Genomic DNA, 22,378 nt, shown 5'->3' on the forward strand with positions numbered 1-22,378 from the left:
CACGCCCACGCACGCGAAGGGCGGCGAGACGGAGGTGGCACGATGAGCGGACGCGTCGCGAAAGCCTCGATCGAAGACGACAGTCTGCTGGAAGCGCTCGAAGCGGCCGAAGACGAACACGGGTCGATGGCGGAGGCGGTCCGGCACGCGATCCGGGCAACCTACGCCGCCGACACCGACACAGACGCAACGACGGGAACGGGGACGGACCTCCCGACGGACCTTCGAGACGGGTACCGCGCACTCTGCAAGCGCTACGGGAGAGACAGCCGGATCGGGCTGGCTTCGGCGAAGTCGGCGATCGCGGAGGCGACGAAGACGCCGAAAGAAGACACGATCCGGACGGTCATCGAGCCGCTGCGACAGCGCGGCTACCTGGGTGTCCACACGGGACGAGACCACGTCGCGATCATCATCCCAGACCGGGTGGCGTCCGACGGCGGCCGCGACACGGGAGATCGCGAGACCGGGCCGGATGCCGAAGACGTCGACGAGGAGTTCGCACGACTGGATTCGGCAGAACCGGTGACGGACGGGGGTGAAGAGCGATGAATTCGGTGACGACGGTCGCGGCGGCGCTCAAAGCGGCGACGCTGGGGACTGAGGACGGTGATCTGGTGCTGGATTTCCCGGGTGGCGAAAAGCTCCGACTGAGGGTTCACGTCACGGAGTGGACGCACGAACGGTCGAGCGCCGGCGAGACAGTCGAGATGGATACCGAGGTCGACTACGACCCAGATGGATCGTGGTGGATGCTATACCCCGAGCGAAGCAACGTCGACGGGGAACCGGGACAGACGGACTATCCCCGGATCGACATCGACCCACACTTGGAGAACGTCGGGGACGACGTCGACCGCGGCGAGGGGATCGAGTCCGACGGCGGCTGGCTGGAAGGGAAAAGCGACGAGTACCGCGAGTGGATCGAAGCTGGAGCGCCGGAAGCGATGGCGGCCAAACGGCTCGCCGACGACACCGACGAAGTCTGTGACTATGACTGCGACAACCAGGCAGAGTACCGGGTGATCTGTGACGACGGCATCGAGTTCGTCTGCTGTCAGCGCTGCTCGGACTACAACCGCGTCTACGCCAAAGAGAACGACCTCCTCGACGCCGACTACGCGGCAGCGAAAGCGCGCTACAAGGACGTCGAGACCGACGGCGGCCAGCCGCTCCCGAGCGACTACGACGCCGAGGACGGCTTCGACTCGTCACGGGGCGTCGACACGTGTCCGCACTGTGGCGTGGAACTGGCACCCCAGACGGGACGGCACGCGCCGGTCTTCGACCAGGCGGGTCGGAAGTACGGAACGATCTTCGATACCGACCCGATGGACAGACCGTTCTTCTGCGAGGAGTGCTGGCAGGAGCTCGACGCGAACCAGAAAGCGTCCGAGAACGAGTCGCTGGAGCGGTTCGCGACCGACGGCGGGGAAGCGCCCGAGTGCGACGCCGACGGGTGTACGACCGAGTCAGCGTACCTGCTGGCCGGCCACGGGAATCTCTGTGAAGACTGCGCGAGAGAGCGAGCACCGGAGACAGTCGGGTTCATCAAAACGCGTCTCGCAGGCGTCGACGCCGGAGGTGACGCACGATGAGTAAAGCCAGGATCCCGGTCGGTAGCTATGAGGCAATCGACGCTGTCAATAAGCTCTCGGAGGTCGAGAAACAGCGCGTCGCGACACTCGTCTCCGAGCAGTCTTGGAACAACATCGTCTGGATTCCAGAGTGGCTCCTCTCTGAGAAGGACATCGCGACTGTCGAATCCGCCGACCACCTGGCAGTCGGTCGGATCGAAAACTACTCAGAGAAAGCGTGGCGCTTCGAGCAACGCCACGACGACGTCTCTACCGACGAATTCCTCCCGAAAAGCGAGACGGTCGTCTTCGAGCGAATGCGTGGCGTCGAAGCGATCGAGACGCCTCAGCAGGGCCTGGACGCGTTCGGAGGTGACGCGCGATGAGCGCGGAACTGGCGACAGACAACGGCGTGAAGACGCGGCGGCGACGCGAGGAGCGCTGCGAGGGCGTGATCGAGATGCTGTTCAACGAGCAGGTCGAAGTCGAGTGCCCGGCCTGCGGCGACGAGTTCCTCTGCACGATCGCGACGCCGGACCCCGAGAAGTTCTCGCCGTCGTTCGGGAGCTGCACGGAGTGGGAGTGCGACGCGCTGATCAAGTTCCGCTCGGACGGCACCGAAGACGACGAGAGCGACGAGCCGATCCAGTCGGGGCTCGCGGCGTTCGGAGGTGGCGCACGATGACGCGAGAGATAGTTGCTGTCGACCTCTTCGCCGGTGCTGGCGGCTTCAGCGAGGGCCTCAGCCAGGCGTGCGAGGACCTCGGCTACGACCTCTACGAGGCGGCGATCAACCACTGGGAACCGGCGATCGAGACCCACGAGGCGAACCATCCCGACGCCCACCAGTACCACTCGAAGGTCGAGCAGCTCCACCCGCCGGAAGTGGTGCGCCGACTGACGGGGCAAGACACGCCGGACGTCGACCTGCTCGTCGGCGGCCCAGAGTGCACGCACTTCAGCCGCGCTCGCGGCGGGAAGCCCGTCAGTGAGCAAAAGCGGATGTCGCCGTGGCATATCCTGGACTGGCTGGAGAAGCTGGACGTCGACGCGTTCGTGATCGAGAACGTCCCGGAGATTCAGGACTGGGGGCCGGTCGATGACGATGGGCAGCCAGTCCGCGACGGCTCGATCTTCGATGCGTGGGTGAACGCGCTAAACCAACTCGGCTACGCGGTCGACTGGACACAGCTCGTCGCCGCCGACTACGGCGACCCAACGACGCGCGAACGCTTCTTCATCATCGGCCGGCAGGCGGGCAGCGTCACCTTCCCCGGGCCAACCCACAGCGAGGTCGACGACGAACTCCCAAACCACCGAACGGCCGCGGAGATCATCGACTGGTCGGACCTCGGCGGATCGATCTGGACGCGCGACCTCGACGACGGCCGAATGACGCCGCCGAAGAACTCGACGATGCGCCGGATCGCGGAAGGGCTCCGGCGGCACTGTGGCGACGCGATCGGCCCGTTCGCGAACGTTCTCGAAACACTGGGACGCGACGAGATTCGTCGGCTGCGCGAAGAGCGTATTGTCCCGCAGCGGCACGCGGCAGCGGTCGCTGACGCTGTCGACGAGCCGTTCCTGGTGCCGGCCGCGTCGCGAGCGACAGTCGCGCCGTGGATCCTGAAGCACAAGAAAAACAGCCCGTCACAGGACGTCACGACGCCACTCCACACCGTCCACGCGAACGGTAATCACTTCGCGCTCGGAACGGCGTCGACGCACCTGCTGCGGCAGCAGGATGGCGCGCACCCGATCGACGTCCAGGACACGGCGGTGCCGACGATCGCAACGCGGGGCGGCCACGCGATTGCGACGACCGAGACGCTACTGATGCCGAAGAACGGGCGCAATCGCGGACTTCACAGCAATGGCCTCTACCGGCCGGACGACCGGCCGGCGCACACGATCACGGCGGACCCGCGAGCGAAACTCGTGACGCCGGTCGTCCAACCATTCGTCGACGACTACGAAGGACCGGCGAAGGCAGTCTCACAGCCACTCGGGACCGTCACGAGCCGCGACCGATTCGCGCTCGTAGTCCCAGAGCTGTGGCCGTGGGGACTCGACGTCCGCTACCGAATGCTGCAGCCGCGGGAACTGAAGCGAGCCCAGGGATTCCCGGCGGACTACGAGATCGTGGGGACGAAGACAGACCGGACATCCCAGATCGGCAACGCTGTCCCGGTGAACCTCGCGAAGTCACTCTGTAAGCACGTACTGACCGCGACGGATCCGAGTCTTGCAACGTACGGAGGCGGGCTCGGGGAGGATCCAGAGGCCGAGATTCCTACCTACGAGGAGGTGGCTGGTGATGACTGAGCCGGCGATCGACGGCGAACTCCTCGACGAACTGCAGCAGGAACTGGCCGATCGTGGCCGTGACGACGCGATCACGGCGGCCGAACTCGCAGAATGCGTTGAGGTTGGGGATCGAGATGGATCACCGAAGACGCGCGAAGCGATCACGGCGCTACTCTTCGAGCGCGGCGTTCCGATCCGATCGGGCTCGGTCGGCTACTGGATCTGTCAGTCCGAAGCGGAAGCCGAAGAGTACCGCGCAGACCTGGAAGGCCGAATCGAGGGCATCGAGCAGCGGCTCGTCGCGTTCGAGACGGCCTGGCGCGAGTGGAAGCGCGACGAGATTCCGACAGCCGTTCGCGAGAAGATCGAGGCTGACCCGTTCCTGTCGATGGACGACTTCAGCGCGGACGACCTCCGCGATCGAGCAGTGGCTGACGGAGGTGAGACGGCGTGAGCCGCGGTACGTTCGTCCTCGTTGGCTGCGGAGCCGCGAAAGCCGACGAGCCACGACCGGCCGGCGAACTCTATACGTCGAACTACGCGGTGCTGAAGAACCGCTACGCAGAAGCGGCGACGACGTGGGCCGACGAGCATCAGACATCGGCGTGGGCGATCCTCTCGGCAGAACACGGGATCGTGCCGCCGACACTCGAAATCGAGCCGTACGACACAACGGTCGATGACCTGGACGGCGACGCCCTCGACCGCTGGGCCGACCGGGTGCGATCGCAACTGACGGACTGGCTGAACTGGCCGTTCCAGAGCGATAACGACCCGCGAGAGTCACCGTGCGGCCGCTTGGTCGTCCTCGCCGGCGAACGATACATCCAGCCGCTCGAAGCCCGCGACGCCTTCCGCGGCAACGTCGGCGGCGGGGCCGGCCGATCACGGCCGGGACTCCCGTGCGTGCCAGAGTTTCCGTTCCGTGAGCACGACTTCGACGGGATCGGCGAACAGATGGCGTGGCTAAAAGAGCGCGCTGAGGAGATCGCCGGGCCGGCAGAGACTGATACGCTCGCATCGGTCGGCGGTGGCTACGACCGAGAGCGGCCGCACTGGCATCTCGACCGCCCACCGTTCCCAGAGAGCACCGAGCAGGCGGGCCTCGATCACTTCGAGGACGTCCCGGATCAGTATATCGCGACTGAACAGCAGCAGTTGATCGCCGCTGACGGCGGCGAGGAGGTCTCACGATGACGTTCAAACACCGACTCCCGAACGCAGGGCTGCAGCCCTACGCTCACGAGAAAGACCGAGCACGGAACGACGACGACGAGTTCACCTACAGCGACTACGAGCAGTTGCTCTCCGACGAGACGTACTGCCGACTCGCCGAACTGCGCTGGCTCGCGTCCGAACTGGAGAAAGAACTCGCCCACGACGACTTCCTGGGCGACAGCGACGTCCACGACGCGATTTTCGACGCAGTCGCCAACACGGACGCACCGATCGCCGAAGCCGTCGATGAGTACGTGGCCGGGAGAATGGCCGCGCATCAATCGGGGGTGTACGAGGGATGACGACGCTGGCAGACTACGGCGGCGGCGTCGATCGCGACGAGCCCGAGTGGACCGACGACGTCGCAGACCACTCGCTGACGGGCTCGCTGATCGACTGCGGCGGCGACGAGTGCGAGCGGCTGAAACTGCTGCAGTGCCCGGCGTGCGGAGCGCAGTTCGACCGGCACTGGCGGGAAGCACAGAACGACCCGCTCGCGACGCACCTCGAAACAGTCCACGGCCCGGCCGACTTCGGGCTCTCCGAGCGAGGTGAACGATGAGCCGATCTGAGCGCGTGATCGGCGCGGCAGAGAACGTCGATCTGCGCGAAGCGGACGATGTGACGCCGTTCGATCGCGACGTCGACGAGCGGCGCGTGATCTCGGCGTACTGCTGTACGTGCGAGAAGTCGACGACGATTCTCGCGGAATCAGGCCGGACGCGACGCTGGGAGCACGACGAGCTGAACGCATCACACGTGGTCGATTACTGGAGGGAAGATTGATGAGCGCGACACGATCGCGACGACCGCGGGAGAAGAAGATCATCTACTGCACCGACTGCGGCTCGATCCATCCGCTCGACGCGCAGTGCAAACCGTGGGGTGACGTCGATGTCTGAAAAAGAGAATTCGAGACCTACGGGAGTAGTTACTCAGATTCAGAGCGATGTGACCCGACACCGCCAAATTAGGGTAATACTGAAGCTACCGACGTCTGAGTCAGTTCTGGGCCGTGGACTGAAGCGATCCACCACTCCCTGCAGCCAACTCTTCTTGATCCCGGCGGGAATCGATCACCGCTTCACAATCCGGACACTCGTAGGTGAGCGAATTGGCGAAGACGTGGACAATCCAGTCTCCATTGATGTGGCTCTCGTGACCGCACGCAGGGCAATAGAGCGTCGCCTTGTCGGCCGGCTGTCGCTCAGTAGTGGAAGTAGAGGGCGTCACTTCCATATATACTCCCCAGACGGGGATAACGGTGTCGTACGTCAGCCCGAGCGCCGACTCGTTACTGACGGTGACGATGGGCACGATAGTTCCAAAGACGACGTCTCACAGGACATCCTCGAAGTGATCGACGAGGTAGAGGCCGAAGTCGTCGACGAGTGCAAACTCGGAGCGACGCGAGACCAGATCGCCGAGGGAACCTGCGAGCGCATCCGCCGACGGCTTCGGAGAGACTATCGGATCAAATGCGACGAGTGCGAGCACGGACAGCTCCGCGTCTCTGACGCGATCTACAGATAAACAAGGCGAGTGCCTCGGGGCTTGACCCCGAGGCGGTTCACTCATCGTCTCGCCACGACCCCCATACTTCTCGGTACTTGCCGAGTTCACGATACTCCTTCTTCCGCTCGAAGGCGTCGATGGCGTAGACCACCTCGTTGTCCTTGTCCCAATCGATCAGCACGCGGAAGTCGCCGACGCGGAGCTTGTAGCCGGGATGGTTCTTCAACCGGTCAAGAAAGTGGCCCGGGAAGTCGCCGATGTCCTCCAGCTTGTTGATGATCCGCTCGGCGTCCACCGTCTCGAACTGTTCCAGCGTTTCGACCAACGTCTCCGTCAGAACGACCTCGTGAGCCACCGTTCGGCCCTCAGTTGTCGATACCGAGGCGTTCGCGGGCCTCGTCCGTGGACATCGTCCGCCCCGCTGCAACGTCCGCGTAGCCCTCCGAGACACCCTCCTGCGCGCCGGGCGTCAGAATCGGCTCCGTGGTGTCGCGCAGCACCTCACGAATGAACTCCGAGCGGTTGGTGTACTCCAGTTCCTCTGCCAGTTCGTCGATCTCCTCCAGAAGACGCTTCGGGACCTTCACGTTCAACTTCACCATATCCCCGTCGCCGTTGTCTCCTGCGTCCGTGCTCATACGCCGTGGTACGCGCGTGGTACTCAAAGAACTGTCGCTCAGTCGTCGCGGAGTGTTTGTGAGACGATGACGGCGCTGTATCCCCTCCCTACTGCGCTACTTGAGGACGGGGCATTAGCGCCCGATTTTCAGGTAAATAGACGGACTATTCCGCGCTAACAAGATTTATTCCGCCTCAACTCGTACAGCGCGTATGGAAGAACCGCGCGAGGAGCTGAAGGCCGACGCCGACAAGCGTGCCGAAGCACCCGACTTCGAGGGTCTGACTCCTCCGGAGGAGTTGGTGCGTGGCGACCGAACGCGGGACGACTTCTTCGACGCCGTCCTCGCCCTCGACAGTCCGGCAACGGCGAAGGAAGTCGCCGAGCTTGCGGGCCACGGTGTCGATGCCGCACGCGAGTACTTGGACTGGTTCGAGCGGATGGGGATCGTAACGCAGGTCACGGACTCACCAGCCACCTACGAACGGAACCAGGAGTACCTGAACTGGCGACGGGTCCAGAAGCTCCGCCAACAGTACGCTACTGACGAACTTCTCGAACTTCTGAAGACGGAATCAGAGCGCGCAGAGACGTTGCAGAGCGAATTCGACGTCGAGTCCCCGGACGAAATCTCGATTACACGCTATGCGAGTGAGACGGGCCAATCCATCGAGGACGTCTGGGAACGCCTCTCTGCGTGGCAGACAGCCCGCCGTCGGGTGGCGCTGCTCGAACGAGCACTTACGACTCGGTCCGGTGACGGTGCCGATATGCAGTCAGCGGTATGAGCGGCGACGACGAGAACGCGTCAGATTCACGTAGCGGTGCACCGATCGATTTCGATCGACTCGACGCGATCCGAGAGCGTTTCTCGGCTGGTGACCGCTTCGAGCGAATCGACGACCAGCCAGAGTTTGCGCCGGAACGACTGGTCGGCGTGTACGACCAGCGGTTCTACCCGGAACGAATTCGTGCTGCTCGCTTGGAGATCGTCTGGTACGAAAACGGGGACTTCTCGATTCACTACCACGAGGAACACGAGAGTGGCGAGTTCGACCACAGATGGGACAGGCACCCATCCAGTCACAACACCCGTGACCACGTTCACCCCGGGCCCGATGCACCGACGCCCGGTGACGACGCGTCACATCCGGCTGATTGGCGAGACGTGCTCTCGACGGTTCTCTCGGAGATCGAAGCCCGGCAGCGTGCCTTCTGGGACTAGTAGCGGAGGCTTCTGACCCCCCGTGATCGATCCGCGACTCTTCTTGCGCGATCGCTTGGAGCAGGTTGCTTGCGAGGTGGAGATGCAAGCGAGATATTCAGCAGACGTCAAACGCTATCGTTTCGAAACTGCAGTAGATCCACTGTGACGGGGAGGTTGTCGAAGTCGTCGTCTGCGCCGACGACCAGTGTTGCGTTCTGCTCGTGTGCGAGCGTCACGGCGTGAGCGTCCGCGAGAGAGATGTGGCCGTCGGCTTTGATTTCGCCGGCGACCCGCCAATCCGCCCGATCAATTTGCAGACCGCGACGTTCCAGGGCCCGGAGATCGCGGTCGGCTTCCCGGAGGGATTCCTTCGTGGGCTTCCCCTCATCCGTCCCCTCGAAGCGCGCGATAAGATAGAAGATCTCGCTGGCGTTCGCCTCGGCGATCCGACCCGGCACATCTCCCGCAAAAACGTCGGTCAGTAGATCGGCGACAGTGTCGTGGCCGGGTTCACTGTAGAGGAATGCGATGATAGCCTCGGTGTCGAAAACGTAGCCCGAACTCATTCGTCGACGTCCTCGTCCGCAGACGGACGAAGCCGTTCAGCGCGCTCCTCTTCGCGGCGGCGTTCTTCGCCTTTGTGCTCGCGCACTTTGTCCAGCACCTCACCAGGTTCGTGCTCACCGGCGTGGATGCCGTGGAGTTCCTCAACCGAGGGAACAGGCTCAATGACGATGCGTCCCTCCTCTTCGTAGACGAATACTTCTCCCGGCGTTTCGATGCCGAACTTCTCACGCAGCGCTTTCGGAATCGTTGCTTGCCCTTTCTGCGAGACTTGTATTACTTGCTTAGCTTGGGTATTACTCGACATTATTTGTTGTACTATATTCTTCGTGTATTACTAAGCGTGTCGCCGATGAGATTCGGAACTCCAGGTATCTCCGCGACGTACGTGTCCACACAACCGGCACGAGACTCAAAAATGAATGCCGCTCCGTGGAGTCGTAGAAGAGTTTGCACACTTGCACAGGATTCACTCAAGACAGTAAACTATATATCAGTAACAACTTTGTCGAAGATATGTCATCTCCTCCGCTCAATATCGATTATTGGGCCACTCGTTACTCTGTATATACAGACTACGCTGAACAGTACGAAGAGGCAATGAGTTACACTTGTTTGACAGATAAGGCAGAAGCTCTCTGGGAATGGAAGGGGTTGAATCGGAGCATTCCATTTGAAGAAATAGCCCCTGTGATCGACCAACTTGATCGAACTGATTACATTGATCAGAAACCCCAGAAGGCAATCAGATCGCTTTCGGATTATCTGAATGATGCAGACGTGGTCAGTTCGAAGAGTCTCGTCACATCCGCATTTCTGCTTCATCTAATGGCAAGCGGGCCAAAGCAATATTCGGAGAAGTTCCCGATATATGACAGAAATGTATGGAATGCATACGTCTATCTCTGGAGGATTCGTGACAAAACAGAGAAGTTGTACAGCGGAGCGAGTCAAAGTGCAAGCAGATACGCCGAGTTCTGTGAAAAGTTCCGAGAGACCTGTCCAGATGAGAAAGCACGCAAGTACGAACGTGCGCTGTTTGTGTTCGGGGACTTCATTACGGATCTCTCATCGCGAAACTCCCGGACCTCAATAAAACATATAGATAATATTCTTGAGAGTCAAGAGATGGCGATCAAGGATATGCAGAGTACCTCAGGATACGCGTTAATCGACGTCAAGAAAATAGAGGACGCGAACCAATAGAGATCACCCAGTGACATCGTTAAACTGGTGTCTTATGATGTGACCCCCGCTCTCTGTGAAATAAATCGGGGTGGCAAGCGTTCTTTGCGCCCTCAGATACCGAAAGAAATCCCCTCCGAGCGTCTGTCGGTTGCTGAGACGCTGTCGAATCTTCGTCAGATCGAGGTGGCGAGTAGCGGCCGGTTCTGACCACGCGGCACGATCGGGGATTCTTTTTCAGAACGCGCTGTGGTCAGTTAGAGGTGATTGTAGCTTCAGCATTTCCGAAGGCCCAGCCTTGGCCGCTGGCGCTGAGGTACTGCACAGTCCGAACTGAGTAATCAAGAATGGTGGCGAAAAGCAGTTCAACGACTGCTAAAAGAATGCTTGCGCTGGTTTTGACGTCCTCTGGGAGAGTACACACGAGATCAGCTACTCCAGTAGCAATCACAGTAAGTGATCCCAGCGGAATATCTGCATCTCGGAGCCACTCAGAAAACCCCACGAGCCGATCCGGGGCTTCGACATCAACTTTCACTGTCTTACCGTCGAATTCGAGATATCGCATATCGGGTGTGGGTGCGACAAGCAACATAGTTCTGACCCCGTCTGTAGGAATGACCAACGCCTACCGACTTCTCATACAAGTCGGAACCGAAACCCGCGAATCGTCCCCTTCAATCGAATCCGTAGCGCTTGTGCGCCTCGTCGATATCCACGATTTCGACCACACGGACTTGTTGATCCTCGTCGAGGACTACGTAGAATGCTGTGTGCGTTCGGCCGATGTGGAGACGATACATCTCCTCGCCATCGACGTGGAGTTTCTCCCGGTCTCCAGAACCTGATCCAGGGCGCGGGTACGGCTCCTCCTCCAATTTCCGGAGGTTGTCCTTCACAATCCGCGCGCTCTTTTCGTCGAGAGCGCCCAGGTATTCTCGGGCGTTTTGGCTCAGGAGGATATCAAAGCTCATCGAGCGGCGTCAGATCCTCCTCGTCGGCCTCGCGGACCTCGCGGGCTACGTTTGCCAGATGACGCCGGTTGTGTTCCTGAATCAAGCTCTCCAGCAGCTCGTCGTACGTTTCGCCAGCTGATTTCAGTTCGTTCAGTTCTTTCCATCGTTCCTCTGTGACTGGTATTCGTTTATTTGCTGTCGACATTGTCTCACACGCTCCAAATCCCCAATACCATCCCCGATCCACTTGGGCGCTTTTCTCACCCTGAATGCGGAATACGGAGAGAGGGACGAGTCCTTGTTTGAGCACTCGGTTGTCACGCGAGCGTCTTTATCGGACTTCGTGTGCAATCCTTACAACCCTTACAACCTAAAACTTGCGCAGGTCAATTCAGGTTGAACTCGACAACTCGATCCTGCGTTTGAGAAGTAACCTCCGAACCGCTGTTTTTCGCGATTGACTCTTTAAATACTGCGGGGTGCGTTTCTGCGTATGGGCGAAATCCTCGGCTACGCACGAGTCTCGACGAGTGATCAGTCGCGGGACGGGCAGATCGAATCAATCCGCGAACACTATCCCAATCTCCCAGCCGAGAACATCTATGCCGACATCGGGAGTGGTGACGACCCGACCCGCGACGAATACGTCGATCTCCGCGAACGCCTCGAAAATGATCCGGTCGAGAAGATCGTCGCTGCGAAACTCGATCGGCTCGGCAGATCGACTGCGGAGGTCGCGGACTTCGTCGACACCTGCGCCGATCACGGCGTCGGCCTGCACCTGGTCCAGCAGGGGTTCGACGTCCACCCGGACAACGAGATGGGGCAGATGATGCTGAAGTTTATGTCGATCGTCGCGGAGATGGAGCTGAAGCTGAATCGCGAGCGGCGGCAAGAAGGAATTGAACGTGCGATCGATCGTGGCGTCCAGTTCGGACAGGCACCACACGGAATGACGAAAAACGAGATGGGCGTGCCGGTCCCGGGCGAGGGCTACGAACGCGTTCAGGCGTTCATTCGGGAAGTGAAGAAAGGCCGCTCGAAGCGCCCGACAGCTCGATTCTTCGACGTACCCGAGGGAAGCATCGCGACGATCCTCGATCGCGCTGACGAACTCTACGGGGTCGCGTTCGACAACGACGAGTGGAAGATTGAGCGAGCCCGCGTCGAGGCTGGCGAGAAAGGCCTCGCCGAGCTGGGCGAAGCGCCCGACTAACGAGCGAATCGGACAAAATGCAATTCAGAAGAGTCAGCAGGGCGATGAAAATCGACCGACCTGAATTGGTCTATGTCACAGAGGAGAGTCGGACAGCGTCACAGATCGACTGACGAACTCTTGCGAGCTCGGAACTCGTCCTCGCTGTCGGAAGTCACGAAAACGCTGTCGCCAGCGTCGATAGTGATCTCCTCCGCGACTTCGGCAGGGATCGTAACACGGAGAGATCCAGACGACTCCTGAACGATAGAAATGCCGACCGCACGGTCTTCACGACGCTCATCCACCTGTTCTGTCTGAGTGCTCATATCTGTCTGTTCTGGCTGTCCATTTATAAAAAGTCAGACGGACAAAAGGCGAATCAGTCAGATCTCACAGAACGCACAGAATTCGACTAGATAGGCTGATTCTCGCGGGTTTAGGTTCGAACATCCCGCTTTCTGAGGCGACGGCCGGCCCGGTCGCTCCGGATCACCGGTCGGAGCCAGACTATGACTGGAGAACGCGGGGCTTCCGCCCCGAACCCCTCCTTTTCAGACAACGAGGAGGGCCGACACGACAGGCGAACAGACGCCGAGCAACAGCGCGAGCACGTCGAACCGTCTGCCACGTGGCAGGAATTCGATAGCGCTGGGAGGCCAGACCGTGACTGATCTGCTCGACGAGACGCAGCGACTGCGCCAACACGTCGAGCAGACTGAGCGCGATCGGCAGGAACGAGCGCTCTCTGATGCCGAGGAGGCCGATGAGTGACGCCAGCCAAGTCGACATCGGCCTCGCCGCAAGCGACGAATTTCGGCAGTACATCGCCCGTCTCCGACGCACGTGGCCGAAGCGACAGTACAGACAGGGCCTCCCGCAGCCCGACACGCGGGCGCACTTCTGAGGATGCCATCCTGGGATTCCTACCAACATCACGACGCAGGCAAACAGGCCCACGAGGGCCGCATACGGACGAAAGCACGGCAACTCAAAGAACGACTTCTCGGAGTTCACAAATGAAATCCAGTACGCAGTATCGGCAGTGGCATCGGCAGCGATCACACACACCTTCTGACGGAGGGTCGCGATGAGCCTCCGCGAGCGACTCCCGAGCATCGGCGCCCGTGGCCTCGCGATCGCGCTCGTTACGCTCGTGCTGTTTTCGAGCGTGGGCGCGGCCGCGGGCACGGTCGTCTTCGGGAACGGTGCGACCCCCTCGCCGTACATCAACGAGGACCAGCTGACGAAAGCAGCGCACCCGACCGGCCAGGCTGTCACGACCTACGAAGCGAATGACGGCTCACAAGCCAGTCTGGATGCCATCGTCAACGAAACCGACTCGCGACCGAACGTCTACACCTTCTCGCCCGCTCAGATCGATGCCGCCGACTACGGCGCCTTCCCGCACGACAAGAGCGACGTGTCGGCGCTGACGGCGAGCGAGTGGACGACGTCGGGTGCCTCGGTCTCCGATACCGAAACCGGGCCTGGCGTCGAGGCCGTCCAGATCACGACGTCGGCCGCGGGCGACTCCGCGTCGTTCTCGAACTTCTCGGTCACGAGTGACGAGAACAAGAAGTTCGGCCAGATCGGCGTCGTTGTTCACTCGATTTCCAGTGACGGCACGGTGAACGTGAACTTCACCGACGCCGACGGCGACTACAAGCAGGCGACGATCAACACCTCCCAGGACGTCACGGGCAACGCGGCGGTCATCGCGAACGGTACCGGGACGTACGTCTGGCAGGAGCAGTTCGGTCAGCTGACGACGAACTCCGTCAGCGGCTCGGACGGCACGTTCAACGACATCGAGTCGATCAGCGTCACGTCCGCAACCGGGACGGTCGACGCGTCGATCTTCGCACTGAACGCCGAGAAGACCGGCGAGTGGCAGTTCGGCGATCACCACTACCAGAATTCAGACGACGAATGGGAGACCGAGACCGTGACCGAGCCGATCGGTGACGTCTCGATCGCTTCGATGGGCTCGCTCGGGCCGACCTTCTCGGGCGACAACAACGTCACGGTCCACGACCTGCGCTTTCCCGTTCACTACACGAGCTCGGCGCTGCCGGCCTCGGACACGCAGGCAACAGTCTCCGACGCGGGCAACACCTACCCCGCCTACGACAAGCAGGCGACGATCTACACGCGCCTGTCCGTGCCTGAAGCGTACGATCTGGGCCACCAGGGCCTCTCGCTTCGCGTGAACCAGTCGCTCCCGAGCGACCGCTACGTGAGCGTTGAGGTCGCCGAAGGAACCTCCGACACGAAGTTCTCGGAGATTTCCAACACGGCGTGGACGGACGTCACGGGACAGTTCTCCGGCGAGAACGAGACGCACGTCCTCGACGACACGATCCAGCCCGGTCAAGAGATCGTCGTCCGGTCTCAGCTCCGACTGACCCAGGATGACGTCACGGCGATGCAGCAGAGCCCCGCCGGAGGTGGCGGCGGCTTCTTCAGCAACGCCGGTGGTAACGGCGGCATCTGGGGCGCGATCGTCGGTGGCGTCGGTGGCATCGTGGCGATCATCGGCAACTACCTCCGGAAGGCTCGGAAGGCGGTGTGAGCCGATGAGTTCGAGCGGCAGTGACGTCCCGAGTTCGAGCTCGCTCGTCGACAGTGCCCGGAACGCATCGTCCCTCTCAAAGTTCCTTGCCGGCGGCGCTGGCGGCGTGTTTATGGCAGCCATCTACGTGATCGTCGCGCCAGTTCGGGCGACTGCAGCGGGGCTTGGTGGGTTCGCCAGTGGGTTCTTTTCAGAACTCGATTCGCTGTTCAACACGAACTTCATCGGCGGCCTCTCAGGGCTTCTCTCCGCCGGTCAGGAGGGAACGTCTGCGTGGCTGAGCACCGAGGCGTTGGGGTTCATCATCGCGTTCCTGATCGTCCTCGTGCTGGCGTGGCTCTACAGCCTCTGGCAGGATCTCACTGACCAGGACGTCCCGTTCTTGGGAAGTGTTCCGTTCTTCGGTCCAGACGACGCAGAATAATGATCGCACCATCAGTCCCCCGACAGCGAGGTGATCGCGGTGGCCGATAGCGACCGCTATCTCACGAACTGGGGCGACGATGGGTCGATCTTCGACCGCGTCGAGGAGGAAGACGGCACGCCCAGCGTGAAAGTCGGGCTGCTGACGAAGACGGCCGCCGGCTCAAGTCTGATGGCCGTCCTCTACGGGATCATCGCGTACTACCGCGCGGTCGCGCAAGCACTCAGCGACCTCGTCGACGCAGGATTCGACTTCCTGAACGACCTGATCGCGGTGCTGTTCGGCGACGGAACGTGGATCCTGCGCGGGATGGACCTCATCTCGATCGATGGGCCAGGAGACTACGTCGACGCCGTCTTCGACAGCGCAGAAGCCTCAGTATCGGACGCAGCGCTGGGCTTTCTGCTCGCCTTCACGCTGATCATCGCACTGGCAACCGTGTTCTGGGGGGTGCGCAAGTATGCGCTGTGACCCGCTGGAGGTGCGGTGATGTCAGTTCCAGATTCAGGCGCGTACGTCAGTGACGACGGCGACGAGTCGTGGGACTCCAATAGCGGATCCACCAGTGACGACACGACAAGCAGCGGCGGCGGAGGCATCTCAGGCTGGGGCGACCTCTCGCTCCCGGGCTGGCTTACGAACCTCAAAGCCGTCGCAAACAGTCCTCGTCGCTTCGTGTTGGGGGTGTTGCTCTCGACGCTCGTCGGGTACGTCCTGACTGTGTTGCTGCTGGGGATCAACCTCACCCGGTGGCTTGCCGACTTCGAGGTCCCCGGCCAGATCACCGTCGACGGGAGTTCGGTGAACGTCCCGTGGTGCTCCTCGAACGAGTGCGATCTGTTCTCGTTCGTGGACATTCCGGGCTACGTCGCTGACGTCCTGATCGACGAATTCGGGCTCGGCGGGATCCAACTCCTGCAGGGCATCGAGACGGTCTGGACGTCCATCCCGAGCGACGGCGGCCTCGCCGGTCCGGCGATCCTCTTCCTGCTCGGACTCGGGATGACTGTCGGGTTGTTCTGGCTCGTTCGCATCATCATCGCGGCCGCACCAGTGAGTAGACCATAGAATGAGCGTAATAGACATCTTGAAATCGCCGTTCGCGTGGGCGACGGGGTTCTTCGGAGCCCTGGGTCTCCAGCAGTTGGTCCCGTTTCTGACGGCCAACGCGGGGACGCTGTTCGCCGGCTGGTCGCTGTTCTCGATTCGGATCCTCCCGAGTCTGGACATCGACCCATCCGTCCAACAGCAGCTGATCCTGATCGGCGCGGGGGCCTACCTGGTCTTCCTCGTCCGCCGGCTCTGGCTCCGTTGGCGCACGCGCACGGATGGAGGGACAGCGTGACGACTACTGCAGCCCGCTCTACCGGGGGTAACCTCTGTCGATCCGGACACAGAGCGGCCGCAGTCTCCCGACAACCGATCCACTCACGATGCAACAACAGACGCTACAGTCGATCGGACAGCTTCCAGGAGGGCCGTAGCTGATGTCTCTCCTCGGTACTCTCGGCGCGATCCTCGGCGGGTTTCTGATCCTCCTGCTGATGGTCGTGCTGTTCGGGCTCGCCTACGTGAAGAAGGGACGGCTGCCGTCGATTCCGTTCCTGTTGAGCGTGCTCTTAGTGGGCCTGCTCGGGTCGCTGCTGCTCCCGTGGAACGTGTCGATCATCCCGACGTTCGGGCTCGGCGAGCGACCCGTCATCGTCGGCGTCGCCCTGCTGATGCTCGCGTGGATGGTGCTGGAGGCCTGGTGGGCGTCCTCGGGGAATCCCGAGACGATCGCCCGGAGCGTCTCCAGACGACTGCAGCGACTCTTCTCGACGTGGATAGCGATCGGGACGCTCGGCATCTCGCTGGGCTTCTCGCTCGTGGTAATCCTCGCCGGCGAAAGCGCGGAAGTCGCGGGCATCGCCGCTCAGGTCGTCGCCGACGTCCCGCTCATCTCGTCGAATATCGGCGCGATCGGGATCGGCTGGCTCGGCGCTGGCGGCTCACTCCCGCTCGTCGGCGGGACACTCCCAGCACAGTACCAGACACCGGCGCTCATCGCGGGCACGATCGCGTTCGTGTTCGTCCTCGCAGTCGGGGTAACCTACGCAGATTAACAAGACAATGATACTACAGACAGAATCCCTCACGATCGGCCCGCAGGCCCGCCTCGCACTGGCGAGTCTACTGGTCGTGGTGATGTTGTATTGGCTCGTCCGGCGACTCCGAGGCAACGGCGAAGATGCCTCCGTCCGGTCGCAAATGACCTCTGAAACCGGCACGATCAGTTTCCTCGCGTCGGGGACGATGGCGTTCGCCATCCTGGCTGGACTGGCCGGCCTGTTCCTCTCGCCGGAGATTCTTCGGCGACCCATCCTCGGTGTCGCGCTGCTCGTTCCCGTGCTTCTCGCGTGGATCCTCAACAAGCGGGAGGTGTCGTCGTGACCCGCCGGAAAGACGTCGCGACGCTCTGTGCGTCGATTCTGGTCGGCTTCGCGAGCGTCGCAGGCGCGCTCGTCACGCTGTTCGGGAGCGGACCGTCGATCCTGCTGTGGGTCGCACTCCCGCTCGTACTGGCGCTCGCGCTGGTCGTCGAGGCCGGCGTGGTCGGTGAGACCCCGACCGACGACTCTGCTCCGGAGGTGAGCGAGTAGATGCGCCTCTGGCGTTGGCTGTTGGTGCTGCTGGTCGCTCCGACAGTCTTCTTCACAGCGCTGGCGGCGACCGGCGCGGTCGGTGGAGCTGTCACGGGCCTCGTGGGCGTGAAGATGCCGCTCGCAGTGCTGGGCTTCGCGCTGATCGTGGCGTTGGCGGCCGTCTACAAGAGCGGGAGGATGGTGCTGGACTGATGCGGCGAGTCGCCTTCGCATCGCTCGCGATCCTCCTGCTCGTCGGCCCTGTCGGGATGGGCGTCGGGACGGCAGTCGCTGATCTGTCGGCCGACCAGCGGCCGATGCAGGCGACATCGCCCACCCAGGCCGACGCGGGCTACACGATCGACGAGCTGCGACGACAGGGCACGAAACCCGATCCGGATTCGCCAGCCTCAGTCCGCAAACTCGACACGTACACGTCGCTCGCCGTCCGCTACGACGGCGTCGGGCTGCTCCACGCGACCGATAAGTTCCTCGAACACGGGACGACCGTCCGGCGCGATCGCGTCAACCTTGATTCGATTCGGTACGGACGCCCCGAGAGCGACGAGACGCTCGTGATTGTCTACTGGGAGGCCGAGCAGCGCGAAGTCGCTGCCCCGAACGGGAACGGCACGATCCAGAAGACAGTCGCCGTCAACCAGACGGTCGCGCGGCAGAACCTCACGATCGAGGAGAATCGCGAGCGGGCGAACATCTCGCTGCCGAGCCACTCCGAGCCGACGCAGGTGACGATGTGGATCGAGGGTCATCCGGACGTCCGCTGGCACTTCACCCATCACTCGGTGCCGTTCGCTCAGAACATCCTCATCACTACCGAGGGCGGGTTCTGGGAGCGGGCACTCGTCCAGATAGTCTTCCCGACGCTCGGCACGACCGCCCTCGCCGGGTTCGTTGTTCCGGCCGCGATCCGTCGTGCCGGAGCCGGCCCGCAGTGGGGGCTTATGCCGTGGCTCGTGATCCTCGGGTTCGCGACGTTCTTCGGGTTGCTGTTCGCCGCGACGTGGCTCTCAGGCATCATCGTCGCGTTACCGTTCGCCGTCCCGCTGTTCGTCGGCGGACTCGTCGGGATCGTCTTCCTCGAACGCTACGAGGACGGCGTCAGGCGCGTCGTGCTCTTCCGGATGGACACGGACGCGAAGAAGACGCCTTCCGGTGACATCGCCCGTGAGGGCATCGCTGGGCAGTTCCGTACGATCAAGATCACCAAGACTGCCGGCGGGGCGCTCGCGGTGATCCCGACGGGCCTGCGGGCGTTCTTCGCGCGTGTGTTCGGCGGCGCGGCCGTGCTGGCTGGGGCGTCTCGGATCAACTCCGAGATCGACCTCTACAACTCGCCGGCCGACAAGATGCTGTTCATCGCGACGGACGCCGATTCCCTCGTCGACATCGAACGCGAGCACTTCAACTTCCGCTCGCCGATCTACGACGAAGAGGGCAACTTCGACATCGGTGGCCTCCTGGAGGCGCTGGTCGTCTTCGCGATTCCGGCGACCGTGTTCTTCCTGCTCGTCGGCCCGATCGTGGCCGTGCTGGCTGGCGTGGTCGGTGTCGCGCTGATCTACACCGAAGCGCACAACGGGACCGCGCGGATCCTACCTGCGGTTGGGCAGGCCCAAGACGCCTACGCGACTGCGATGTACCTCGAAAAGTCGCTCGAAGAGTACCAGACCTTCGAGGGGCTCATCCAGGAACTCCGCTCGGAGAAGAACCGCCACGAAGACATCCTCGAAATGATCGAGGAGCAGGGCGCGGAAGCGCTCATCCAGCGCGCCCACGAGCGCGAGGATCCAGAAGCCCTCGACGAGCTGTGGTCTGAGGAAGCGAAGGGGGTGGCCGAAGCGTGAGTTCGGAGCCCTCCGCCGCTGCACACTGGGACGTCGAACCCGACGCGAAAGACCCGCTCGACGAGCCGGACCCACGTCGCCCGGCGCTCAACCGCCTGCGTGAGGAGCAGCTCGAAGCGCTCCAGACGTTCCGTGAGGATGGATTTGCTTCGAGGCAAGCGCTGCTGAAGTGGCTGCATACGTTCCAGTACCGCACGCTCGGGCGTGTGGCTGACTGGGTGTACTACCTGCTGCCAACGCAGGACGTCACTGTCGCGTGCTGTCTGAACAACGCAAAAGCCCGTCGACGACATCACCCGCGGTCGTTCCTTACGGCCGAGCAGCGGGCCGACGAGCGTCACCGACAAGCGGCGAAGCATCTTCGCCCGGCCTGCCGGAAGGCGCTGCGTGACCTCCGAACCCGAGCGACGGAGTACGTCGACGAAGACAACCCCGCGCCGGATCCAGACGAATCGCCGCACTCAGTCCTTCGACCGACACTCGACGAGTATCAGCAGCGCCAGCGCATTCGGCTCCAGCGCTGGTTCGACGGCTTCGATTCGCTGTCGGAGCTCGAGAACTGGGTCCACCAGTTCGACTACGACACGCTCGGGGAGATCGAGAACATCCCAGGCGGCCAAGAGTTCGACTTCGAGCTCATCCAAAAGCGCGCAGGCAGGCGCGTCGCGTTGGGCGATACTGAAGCGTACGCCCGCGAGCGCGAGCAATTGGCCGCCCGCTACCTTCTGCCCGCAACGAACCGCGCAGTCCGTGAGTTAGCGGCGAGTGCAGGGGAAGCGACTGACGAACGATCCGCGGATATGCACATTCCTTCAGGATGACGAACAACAGACTCACTCCGACCGAAAAGAGCGCTCCAGAAGACCGTGACTGGGGTCAGAAAACGCAACAGTCCGTGCGGACGCACTCCGCACCGAAAGACGAACCGACGGACGCTGACGAGATTCGCACCCGATATGGCATCGGCCAGTTGGACATCTCGGACTTCACCAAGGACGGCGACGAGCCCTCGCGGATCGTCTACCCAGACCTGCTGATCCACGAGCACGACGCCGAGCGCACTCGTTCAGAGGGCGGCACCGGCGCCCTGCTCGTCGGAAAGCGTGGCTGTGGGAAGTCCACGCTCCTCTCACAGATCGGCACGCGGCTGATCGACGAGAACGGTGAAATCGTCGTCTGGCGTGGCTCTCCGATGCGCTCAGAGTGGCTGCGGCTGAAGCGCTGGGTTACGCTGTGGCTCCCCGCCGACGCCGAGGTCGAGGCCACGTGGATGACCGAAACGGGCGACGCCCCGACCGAGAACGTCGACGATCTGGACGAAGTTGTCCGCGACGTCTTCACCTACGAGGATCCCCTCGACCTCCTGGAGCAACTCGGCGACGGTCCCGAGGGAACGATCAACGTCGTCTACCCGGATCCGACGTTCACCGGCTGTACCGAACTCACCGCAGAGACGAATCGCCCAGGAACGAGTGACCCGCTGCCGTTCCGTCCGTCGTGGGAGACGAAAGAGAGCGAGCCGCCGACGCCGCTACAGCACTGGTGGTTCGCGTTCATCCTCGCGGCCGTCGAGCATTCGAGTCACTACGAGTGGCTCTCGCTGCTGTTCGACGAACTGGGTGACCTCGTCCCAGAAGATGCCAAGCAGGACGCTCACCGCACCCACGACAAGGTCACGCTGTTCCGCTCGTGTATGTCCGATTCACGACGCGCTGGGTTCTCGCCGTTCGGCGCGATCCACTACGAGGAGAACATCCACCACAAGGGCCGTCGTGAGTGGGAATGGCGCATCTCGATGCCCGACGGCCGACCCAATCCGCGGACGTCGCGGATGTCATCGATTCCAGTCGGCTTCGAGACCGTCCCGATGGAGTCCGACGTCATCTCGGGCTTCAAGGTCGGCACCGGGCTCTGCTACGCTGAGTGGGGTGCGACGTGGTTCGGCTGGGAAGACATTCCCTTCGAGTCGGAAGATAAGCACCGCTGGCTGCGGATTCGCGTCGACGAGCCCGAGACGGGCTTCGACGTCGACGAGGAAGCAGATCTCCAACTGCAGTTCGACGATCAGATCTTCGCCGAGTGGCAGAACGCCCACGCACACCGCCTCGTAGTCAAGGATCCCGGATCTGGACAGCTCTCGGTCGAATCCGGAACCGTCCTCGATCCGCTCGAATCCCCGATCGAGGCGCTGGCGTTCGACGAAATCCAGGACGTGCCGGGTGGCAAAGAGCTCACGATGACCGGAGAAGCCGGCCAGATCACCGTGGCGCGCATCCCTGTCGACGGGGAGACGCCCAGCTCGGCCAGCGACATTCGGGGGGTGGGTGCTGGTGATTGAACGACTCGATCAACGAGATCGCGCTCTGCTTCACTCACTTCGGGCCTTTAAGTACAGGGCCCACCGGCGGGAGCCGGCCGGGATCTGGGGGCAAACCGCCGAACCTCTCAGATATCCGAGTCGCTACGCACGCGCGAATATAGATTACCTTGGAGGGAGTCCCCCACGCGTTGGGGGGCCACCGCGTGCGGTCCAACGTGCGGGCGGGC

Annotated in this window: 37 protein-coding genes; 28 read left to right on the forward strand and 9 right to left on the reverse strand. The window is 62.3% G+C overall.

The window, feature by feature from the left end:
- The first annotated feature begins 42 nt into the window (after positions 1–42).
- From NO362_RS11660 to NO362_RS11705, 10 genes are read left to right on the forward strand one after another with little or no spacing between them, the layout of a single operon-like run.
- Positions 43–552: a hypothetical protein gene (locus NO362_RS11660; protein WP_256545383.1), complete on the forward strand. Its 510-nt coding sequence runs from the start codon at positions 43–45 to the stop codon at positions 550–552.
- Positions 549–1,598 carry a hypothetical protein gene (locus NO362_RS11665; protein WP_256545384.1) on the forward strand — a complete coding sequence of 350 codons (1,050 nt, stop codon included), beginning with the start codon at positions 549–551 and terminating at the stop codon, positions 1,596–1,598. Before NO362_RS11660 ends, NO362_RS11665 begins: the two co-directional genes overlap by 4 nt.
- Complete coding sequence (locus NO362_RS11670; RefSeq protein WP_256545385.1) at positions 1,595–1,963, forward strand: hypothetical protein; 369 nt, start codon at positions 1,595–1,597, stop codon at positions 1,961–1,963. Before NO362_RS11665 ends, NO362_RS11670 begins: the two co-directional genes overlap by 4 nt.
- Positions 1,960–2,262 carry a hypothetical protein gene (locus tag NO362_RS11675; protein WP_256545386.1) on the forward strand — a complete coding sequence of 101 codons (303 nt, stop codon included), beginning with the start codon at positions 1,960–1,962 and terminating at the stop codon, positions 2,260–2,262. The genes NO362_RS11670 and NO362_RS11675 overlap by 4 nt, the downstream gene beginning before the upstream one ends.
- Positions 2,259–3,902, forward strand: coding sequence for a DNA cytosine methyltransferase (locus NO362_RS11680; RefSeq protein ID WP_256545387.1), 1,644 nt, complete (start codon positions 2,259–2,261; stop codon positions 3,900–3,902). Before NO362_RS11675 ends, NO362_RS11680 begins: the two co-directional genes overlap by 4 nt.
- A complete protein-coding gene (locus NO362_RS11685; RefSeq protein ID WP_256545388.1) occupies positions 3,895–4,338 on the forward strand; it encodes a hypothetical protein in 444 nt (147 codons plus the stop codon). The genes NO362_RS11680 and NO362_RS11685 overlap by 8 nt, the downstream gene beginning before the upstream one ends.
- Positions 4,335–5,081, forward strand: coding sequence for a DUF6884 domain-containing protein (locus NO362_RS11690; protein ID WP_256545389.1), 747 nt, complete (start codon positions 4,335–4,337; stop codon positions 5,079–5,081). The genes NO362_RS11685 and NO362_RS11690 overlap by 4 nt, the downstream gene beginning before the upstream one ends.
- Entirely contained in the window at positions 5,078–5,404 is a 327-nt protein-coding gene (locus NO362_RS11695) for a hypothetical protein (protein ID WP_256545390.1), read from the forward strand. The genes NO362_RS11690 and NO362_RS11695 overlap by 4 nt, the downstream gene beginning before the upstream one ends.
- Positions 5,401–5,664, forward strand: coding sequence for a hypothetical protein (locus NO362_RS11700; protein ID WP_256545391.1), 264 nt, complete (start codon positions 5,401–5,403; stop codon positions 5,662–5,664). The genes NO362_RS11695 and NO362_RS11700 overlap by 4 nt, the downstream gene beginning before the upstream one ends.
- Positions 5,661–5,888, forward strand: a complete 228-nt coding sequence (locus tag NO362_RS11705) for a hypothetical protein (protein ID WP_256545392.1) — start codon at positions 5,661–5,663, stop codon at positions 5,886–5,888. Before NO362_RS11700 ends, NO362_RS11705 begins: the two co-directional genes overlap by 4 nt.
- A gap of 216 nt (positions 5,889–6,104) precedes the next feature.
- On the opposite strand, the gene NO362_RS14705 is transcribed toward NO362_RS11705, so the two are convergent.
- Positions 6,105–6,341 (reverse strand): DUF8106 domain-containing protein, encoded by a 237-nt coding sequence (locus NO362_RS14705; protein ID WP_500683709.1) that lies wholly within the window; start codon positions 6,339–6,341, stop codon positions 6,105–6,107.
- A 117-nt stretch (positions 6,342–6,458) separates the two neighbouring features.
- On the opposite strand from NO362_RS14705, the gene NO362_RS11710 reads away from it, so the two are divergent.
- Positions 6,459–6,635 (forward strand): hypothetical protein, encoded by a 177-nt coding sequence (locus NO362_RS11710; RefSeq protein ID WP_256545393.1) that lies wholly within the window; start codon positions 6,459–6,461, stop codon positions 6,633–6,635.
- Between the two features lie 37 nt (positions 6,636–6,672).
- Here NO362_RS11710 and NO362_RS11715 read toward each other — a convergent pair whose 3' ends face one another.
- Positions 6,673–6,972 carry a type II toxin-antitoxin system RelE family toxin gene (locus NO362_RS11715; RefSeq protein ID WP_256545394.1) on the reverse strand — a complete coding sequence of 100 codons (300 nt, stop codon included), beginning with the start codon at positions 6,970–6,972 and terminating at the stop codon, positions 6,673–6,675.
- A gap of 10 nt (positions 6,973–6,982) precedes the next feature.
- Complete coding sequence (locus NO362_RS11720) at positions 6,983–7,255, reverse strand: ribbon-helix-helix domain-containing protein (protein ID WP_256545395.1); 273 nt, start codon at positions 7,253–7,255, stop codon at positions 6,983–6,985.
- A gap of 193 nt (positions 7,256–7,448) precedes the next feature.
- Here NO362_RS11720 and NO362_RS11725 point away from each other — a divergent pair, with 193 nt between their 5' ends.
- A complete protein-coding gene (locus NO362_RS11725; RefSeq protein ID WP_256545396.1) occupies positions 7,449–8,024 on the forward strand; it encodes a DUF7342 family protein in 576 nt (191 codons plus the stop codon).
- The gene (locus NO362_RS11730; protein ID WP_256545397.1) at positions 8,021–8,461 is read left to right on the forward strand and encodes a toxin-antitoxin system TumE family protein; all 441 of its coding nucleotides are present in this window, start codon (positions 8,021–8,023) and stop codon (positions 8,459–8,461) included. Before NO362_RS11725 ends, NO362_RS11730 begins: the two co-directional genes overlap by 4 nt.
- A 107-nt stretch (positions 8,462–8,568) precedes the next feature.
- Here NO362_RS11730 and NO362_RS11735 read toward each other — a convergent pair whose 3' ends face one another.
- On the reverse strand, positions 8,569–9,009 hold the full coding sequence (locus tag NO362_RS11735; RefSeq protein WP_256545398.1) for a type II toxin-antitoxin system VapC family toxin: 441 nt from the start codon (positions 9,007–9,009) through the stop codon (positions 8,569–8,571).
- Entirely contained in the window at positions 9,006–9,314 is a 309-nt protein-coding gene (locus tag NO362_RS11740; RefSeq protein WP_256545399.1) for an AbrB/MazE/SpoVT family DNA-binding domain-containing protein, read from the reverse strand. The genes NO362_RS11735 and NO362_RS11740 overlap by 4 nt, the downstream gene beginning before the upstream one ends.
- Before the next feature lie 209 nt (positions 9,315–9,523).
- Here NO362_RS11740 and NO362_RS11745 point away from each other — a divergent pair, with 209 nt between their 5' ends.
- On the forward strand, positions 9,524–10,213 hold the full coding sequence (locus NO362_RS11745) for a hypothetical protein (RefSeq protein ID WP_256545400.1): 690 nt from the start codon (positions 9,524–9,526) through the stop codon (positions 10,211–10,213).
- A gap of 232 nt (positions 10,214–10,445) precedes the next feature.
- Here the strand turns inward: NO362_RS11745 and NO362_RS11750 are convergent, their stop codons facing one another.
- The 3 genes from NO362_RS11750 to NO362_RS11760 all read right to left on the reverse strand — a co-directional run bounded on the left by NO362_RS11750 (position 10,446) and on the right by NO362_RS11760 (position 11,353).
- A complete protein-coding gene (locus NO362_RS11750; RefSeq protein WP_256545401.1) occupies positions 10,446–10,760 on the reverse strand; it encodes a hypothetical protein in 315 nt (104 codons plus the stop codon).
- Between the two features lie 109 nt (positions 10,761–10,869).
- Positions 10,870–11,166: a type II toxin-antitoxin system RelE family toxin gene (locus NO362_RS11755; RefSeq protein ID WP_256545402.1), complete on the reverse strand. Its 297-nt coding sequence runs from the start codon at positions 11,164–11,166 to the stop codon at positions 10,870–10,872.
- The gene (locus NO362_RS11760; protein WP_256545403.1) at positions 11,156–11,353 is read right to left on the reverse strand and encodes a hypothetical protein; all 198 of its coding nucleotides are present in this window, start codon (positions 11,351–11,353) and stop codon (positions 11,156–11,158) included. The genes NO362_RS11755 and NO362_RS11760 overlap by 11 nt, the downstream gene beginning before the upstream one ends.
- A gap of 288 nt (positions 11,354–11,641) precedes the next feature.
- On the opposite strand from NO362_RS11760, the gene NO362_RS11765 reads away from it, so the two are divergent.
- Positions 11,642–12,364 (forward strand): recombinase family protein, encoded by a 723-nt coding sequence (locus tag NO362_RS11765; RefSeq protein ID WP_256545404.1) that lies wholly within the window; start codon positions 11,642–11,644, stop codon positions 12,362–12,364.
- Positions 12,365–12,462: 98 nt separating this feature from the next.
- Here the strand turns inward: NO362_RS11765 and NO362_RS11770 are convergent, their stop codons facing one another.
- Positions 12,463–12,672 carry an AbrB/MazE/SpoVT family DNA-binding domain-containing protein gene (locus NO362_RS11770; RefSeq protein ID WP_256545405.1) on the reverse strand — a complete coding sequence of 70 codons (210 nt, stop codon included), beginning with the start codon at positions 12,670–12,672 and terminating at the stop codon, positions 12,463–12,465.
- A gap of 437 nt (positions 12,673–13,109) precedes the next feature.
- Here NO362_RS11770 and NO362_RS11775 point away from each other — a divergent pair, with 437 nt between their 5' ends.
- The 13 genes from NO362_RS11775 (at position 13,110) to NO362_RS11835 (ending at position 22,169) form a co-directional block, all read left to right on the forward strand.
- Positions 13,110–13,250: a hypothetical protein gene (locus tag NO362_RS11775; protein WP_256289934.1), complete on the forward strand. Its 141-nt coding sequence runs from the start codon at positions 13,110–13,112 to the stop codon at positions 13,248–13,250.
- Positions 13,251–13,433: 183 nt separating this feature from the next.
- Positions 13,434–14,918, forward strand: a complete 1,485-nt coding sequence (locus NO362_RS11780) for a hypothetical protein (protein ID WP_256545406.1) — start codon at positions 13,434–13,436, stop codon at positions 14,916–14,918.
- Positions 14,919–15,030: 112 nt separating this feature from the next.
- Positions 15,031–15,342, forward strand: coding sequence for a hypothetical protein (locus NO362_RS11785; RefSeq protein WP_256545407.1), 312 nt, complete (start codon positions 15,031–15,033; stop codon positions 15,340–15,342).
- Positions 15,343–15,381: 39 nt separating this feature from the next.
- Positions 15,382–15,813 carry a hypothetical protein gene (locus NO362_RS11790; RefSeq protein ID WP_256545408.1) on the forward strand — a complete coding sequence of 144 codons (432 nt, stop codon included), beginning with the start codon at positions 15,382–15,384 and terminating at the stop codon, positions 15,811–15,813.
- Between the two features lie 18 nt (positions 15,814–15,831).
- Positions 15,832–16,410: a hypothetical protein gene (locus NO362_RS11795; RefSeq protein WP_256545409.1), complete on the forward strand. Its 579-nt coding sequence runs from the start codon at positions 15,832–15,834 to the stop codon at positions 16,408–16,410.
- 1 nt (position 16,411) lies between these two features.
- Complete coding sequence (locus NO362_RS11800) at positions 16,412–16,687, forward strand: hypothetical protein (RefSeq protein ID WP_121569219.1); 276 nt, start codon at positions 16,412–16,414, stop codon at positions 16,685–16,687.
- Positions 16,688–16,829: 142 nt separating this feature from the next.
- A complete protein-coding gene (locus tag NO362_RS11805; protein WP_256545410.1) occupies positions 16,830–17,447 on the forward strand; it encodes a hypothetical protein in 618 nt (205 codons plus the stop codon).
- A gap of 7 nt (positions 17,448–17,454) precedes the next feature.
- The gene (locus tag NO362_RS11810; protein ID WP_121569221.1) at positions 17,455–17,775 is read left to right on the forward strand and encodes a hypothetical protein; all 321 of its coding nucleotides are present in this window, start codon (positions 17,455–17,457) and stop codon (positions 17,773–17,775) included.
- Entirely contained in the window at positions 17,772–17,984 is a 213-nt protein-coding gene (locus NO362_RS11815) for a hypothetical protein (protein WP_256545411.1), read from the forward strand. The genes NO362_RS11810 and NO362_RS11815 overlap by 4 nt, the downstream gene beginning before the upstream one ends.
- Positions 17,985–18,179 carry a hypothetical protein gene (locus NO362_RS11820; protein ID WP_256545412.1) on the forward strand — a complete coding sequence of 65 codons (195 nt, stop codon included), beginning with the start codon at positions 17,985–17,987 and terminating at the stop codon, positions 18,177–18,179.
- Positions 18,179–19,831, forward strand: a complete 1,653-nt coding sequence (locus NO362_RS11825) for an ABC transporter permease (RefSeq protein ID WP_256545413.1) — start codon at positions 18,179–18,181, stop codon at positions 19,829–19,831. Before NO362_RS11820 ends, NO362_RS11825 begins: the two co-directional genes overlap by 1 nt.
- On the forward strand, positions 19,828–20,652 hold the full coding sequence (locus tag NO362_RS11830) for a hypothetical protein (RefSeq protein WP_256545414.1): 825 nt from the start codon (positions 19,828–19,830) through the stop codon (positions 20,650–20,652). The genes NO362_RS11825 and NO362_RS11830 overlap by 4 nt, the downstream gene beginning before the upstream one ends.
- The gene (locus NO362_RS11835) at positions 20,649–22,169 is read left to right on the forward strand and encodes a P-loop NTPase family protein (protein WP_256545415.1); all 1,521 of its coding nucleotides are present in this window, start codon (positions 20,649–20,651) and stop codon (positions 22,167–22,169) included. The genes NO362_RS11830 and NO362_RS11835 overlap by 4 nt, the downstream gene beginning before the upstream one ends.
- The last annotated feature ends 209 nt before the right edge of the window (positions 22,170–22,378 follow it).

The organism is Halobellus inordinatus, from assembly GCF_024498335.1.
Lineage (GTDB): Archaea > Halobacteriota > Halobacteria > Halobacteriales > Haloferacaceae > Haloquadratum > Haloquadratum inordinatus.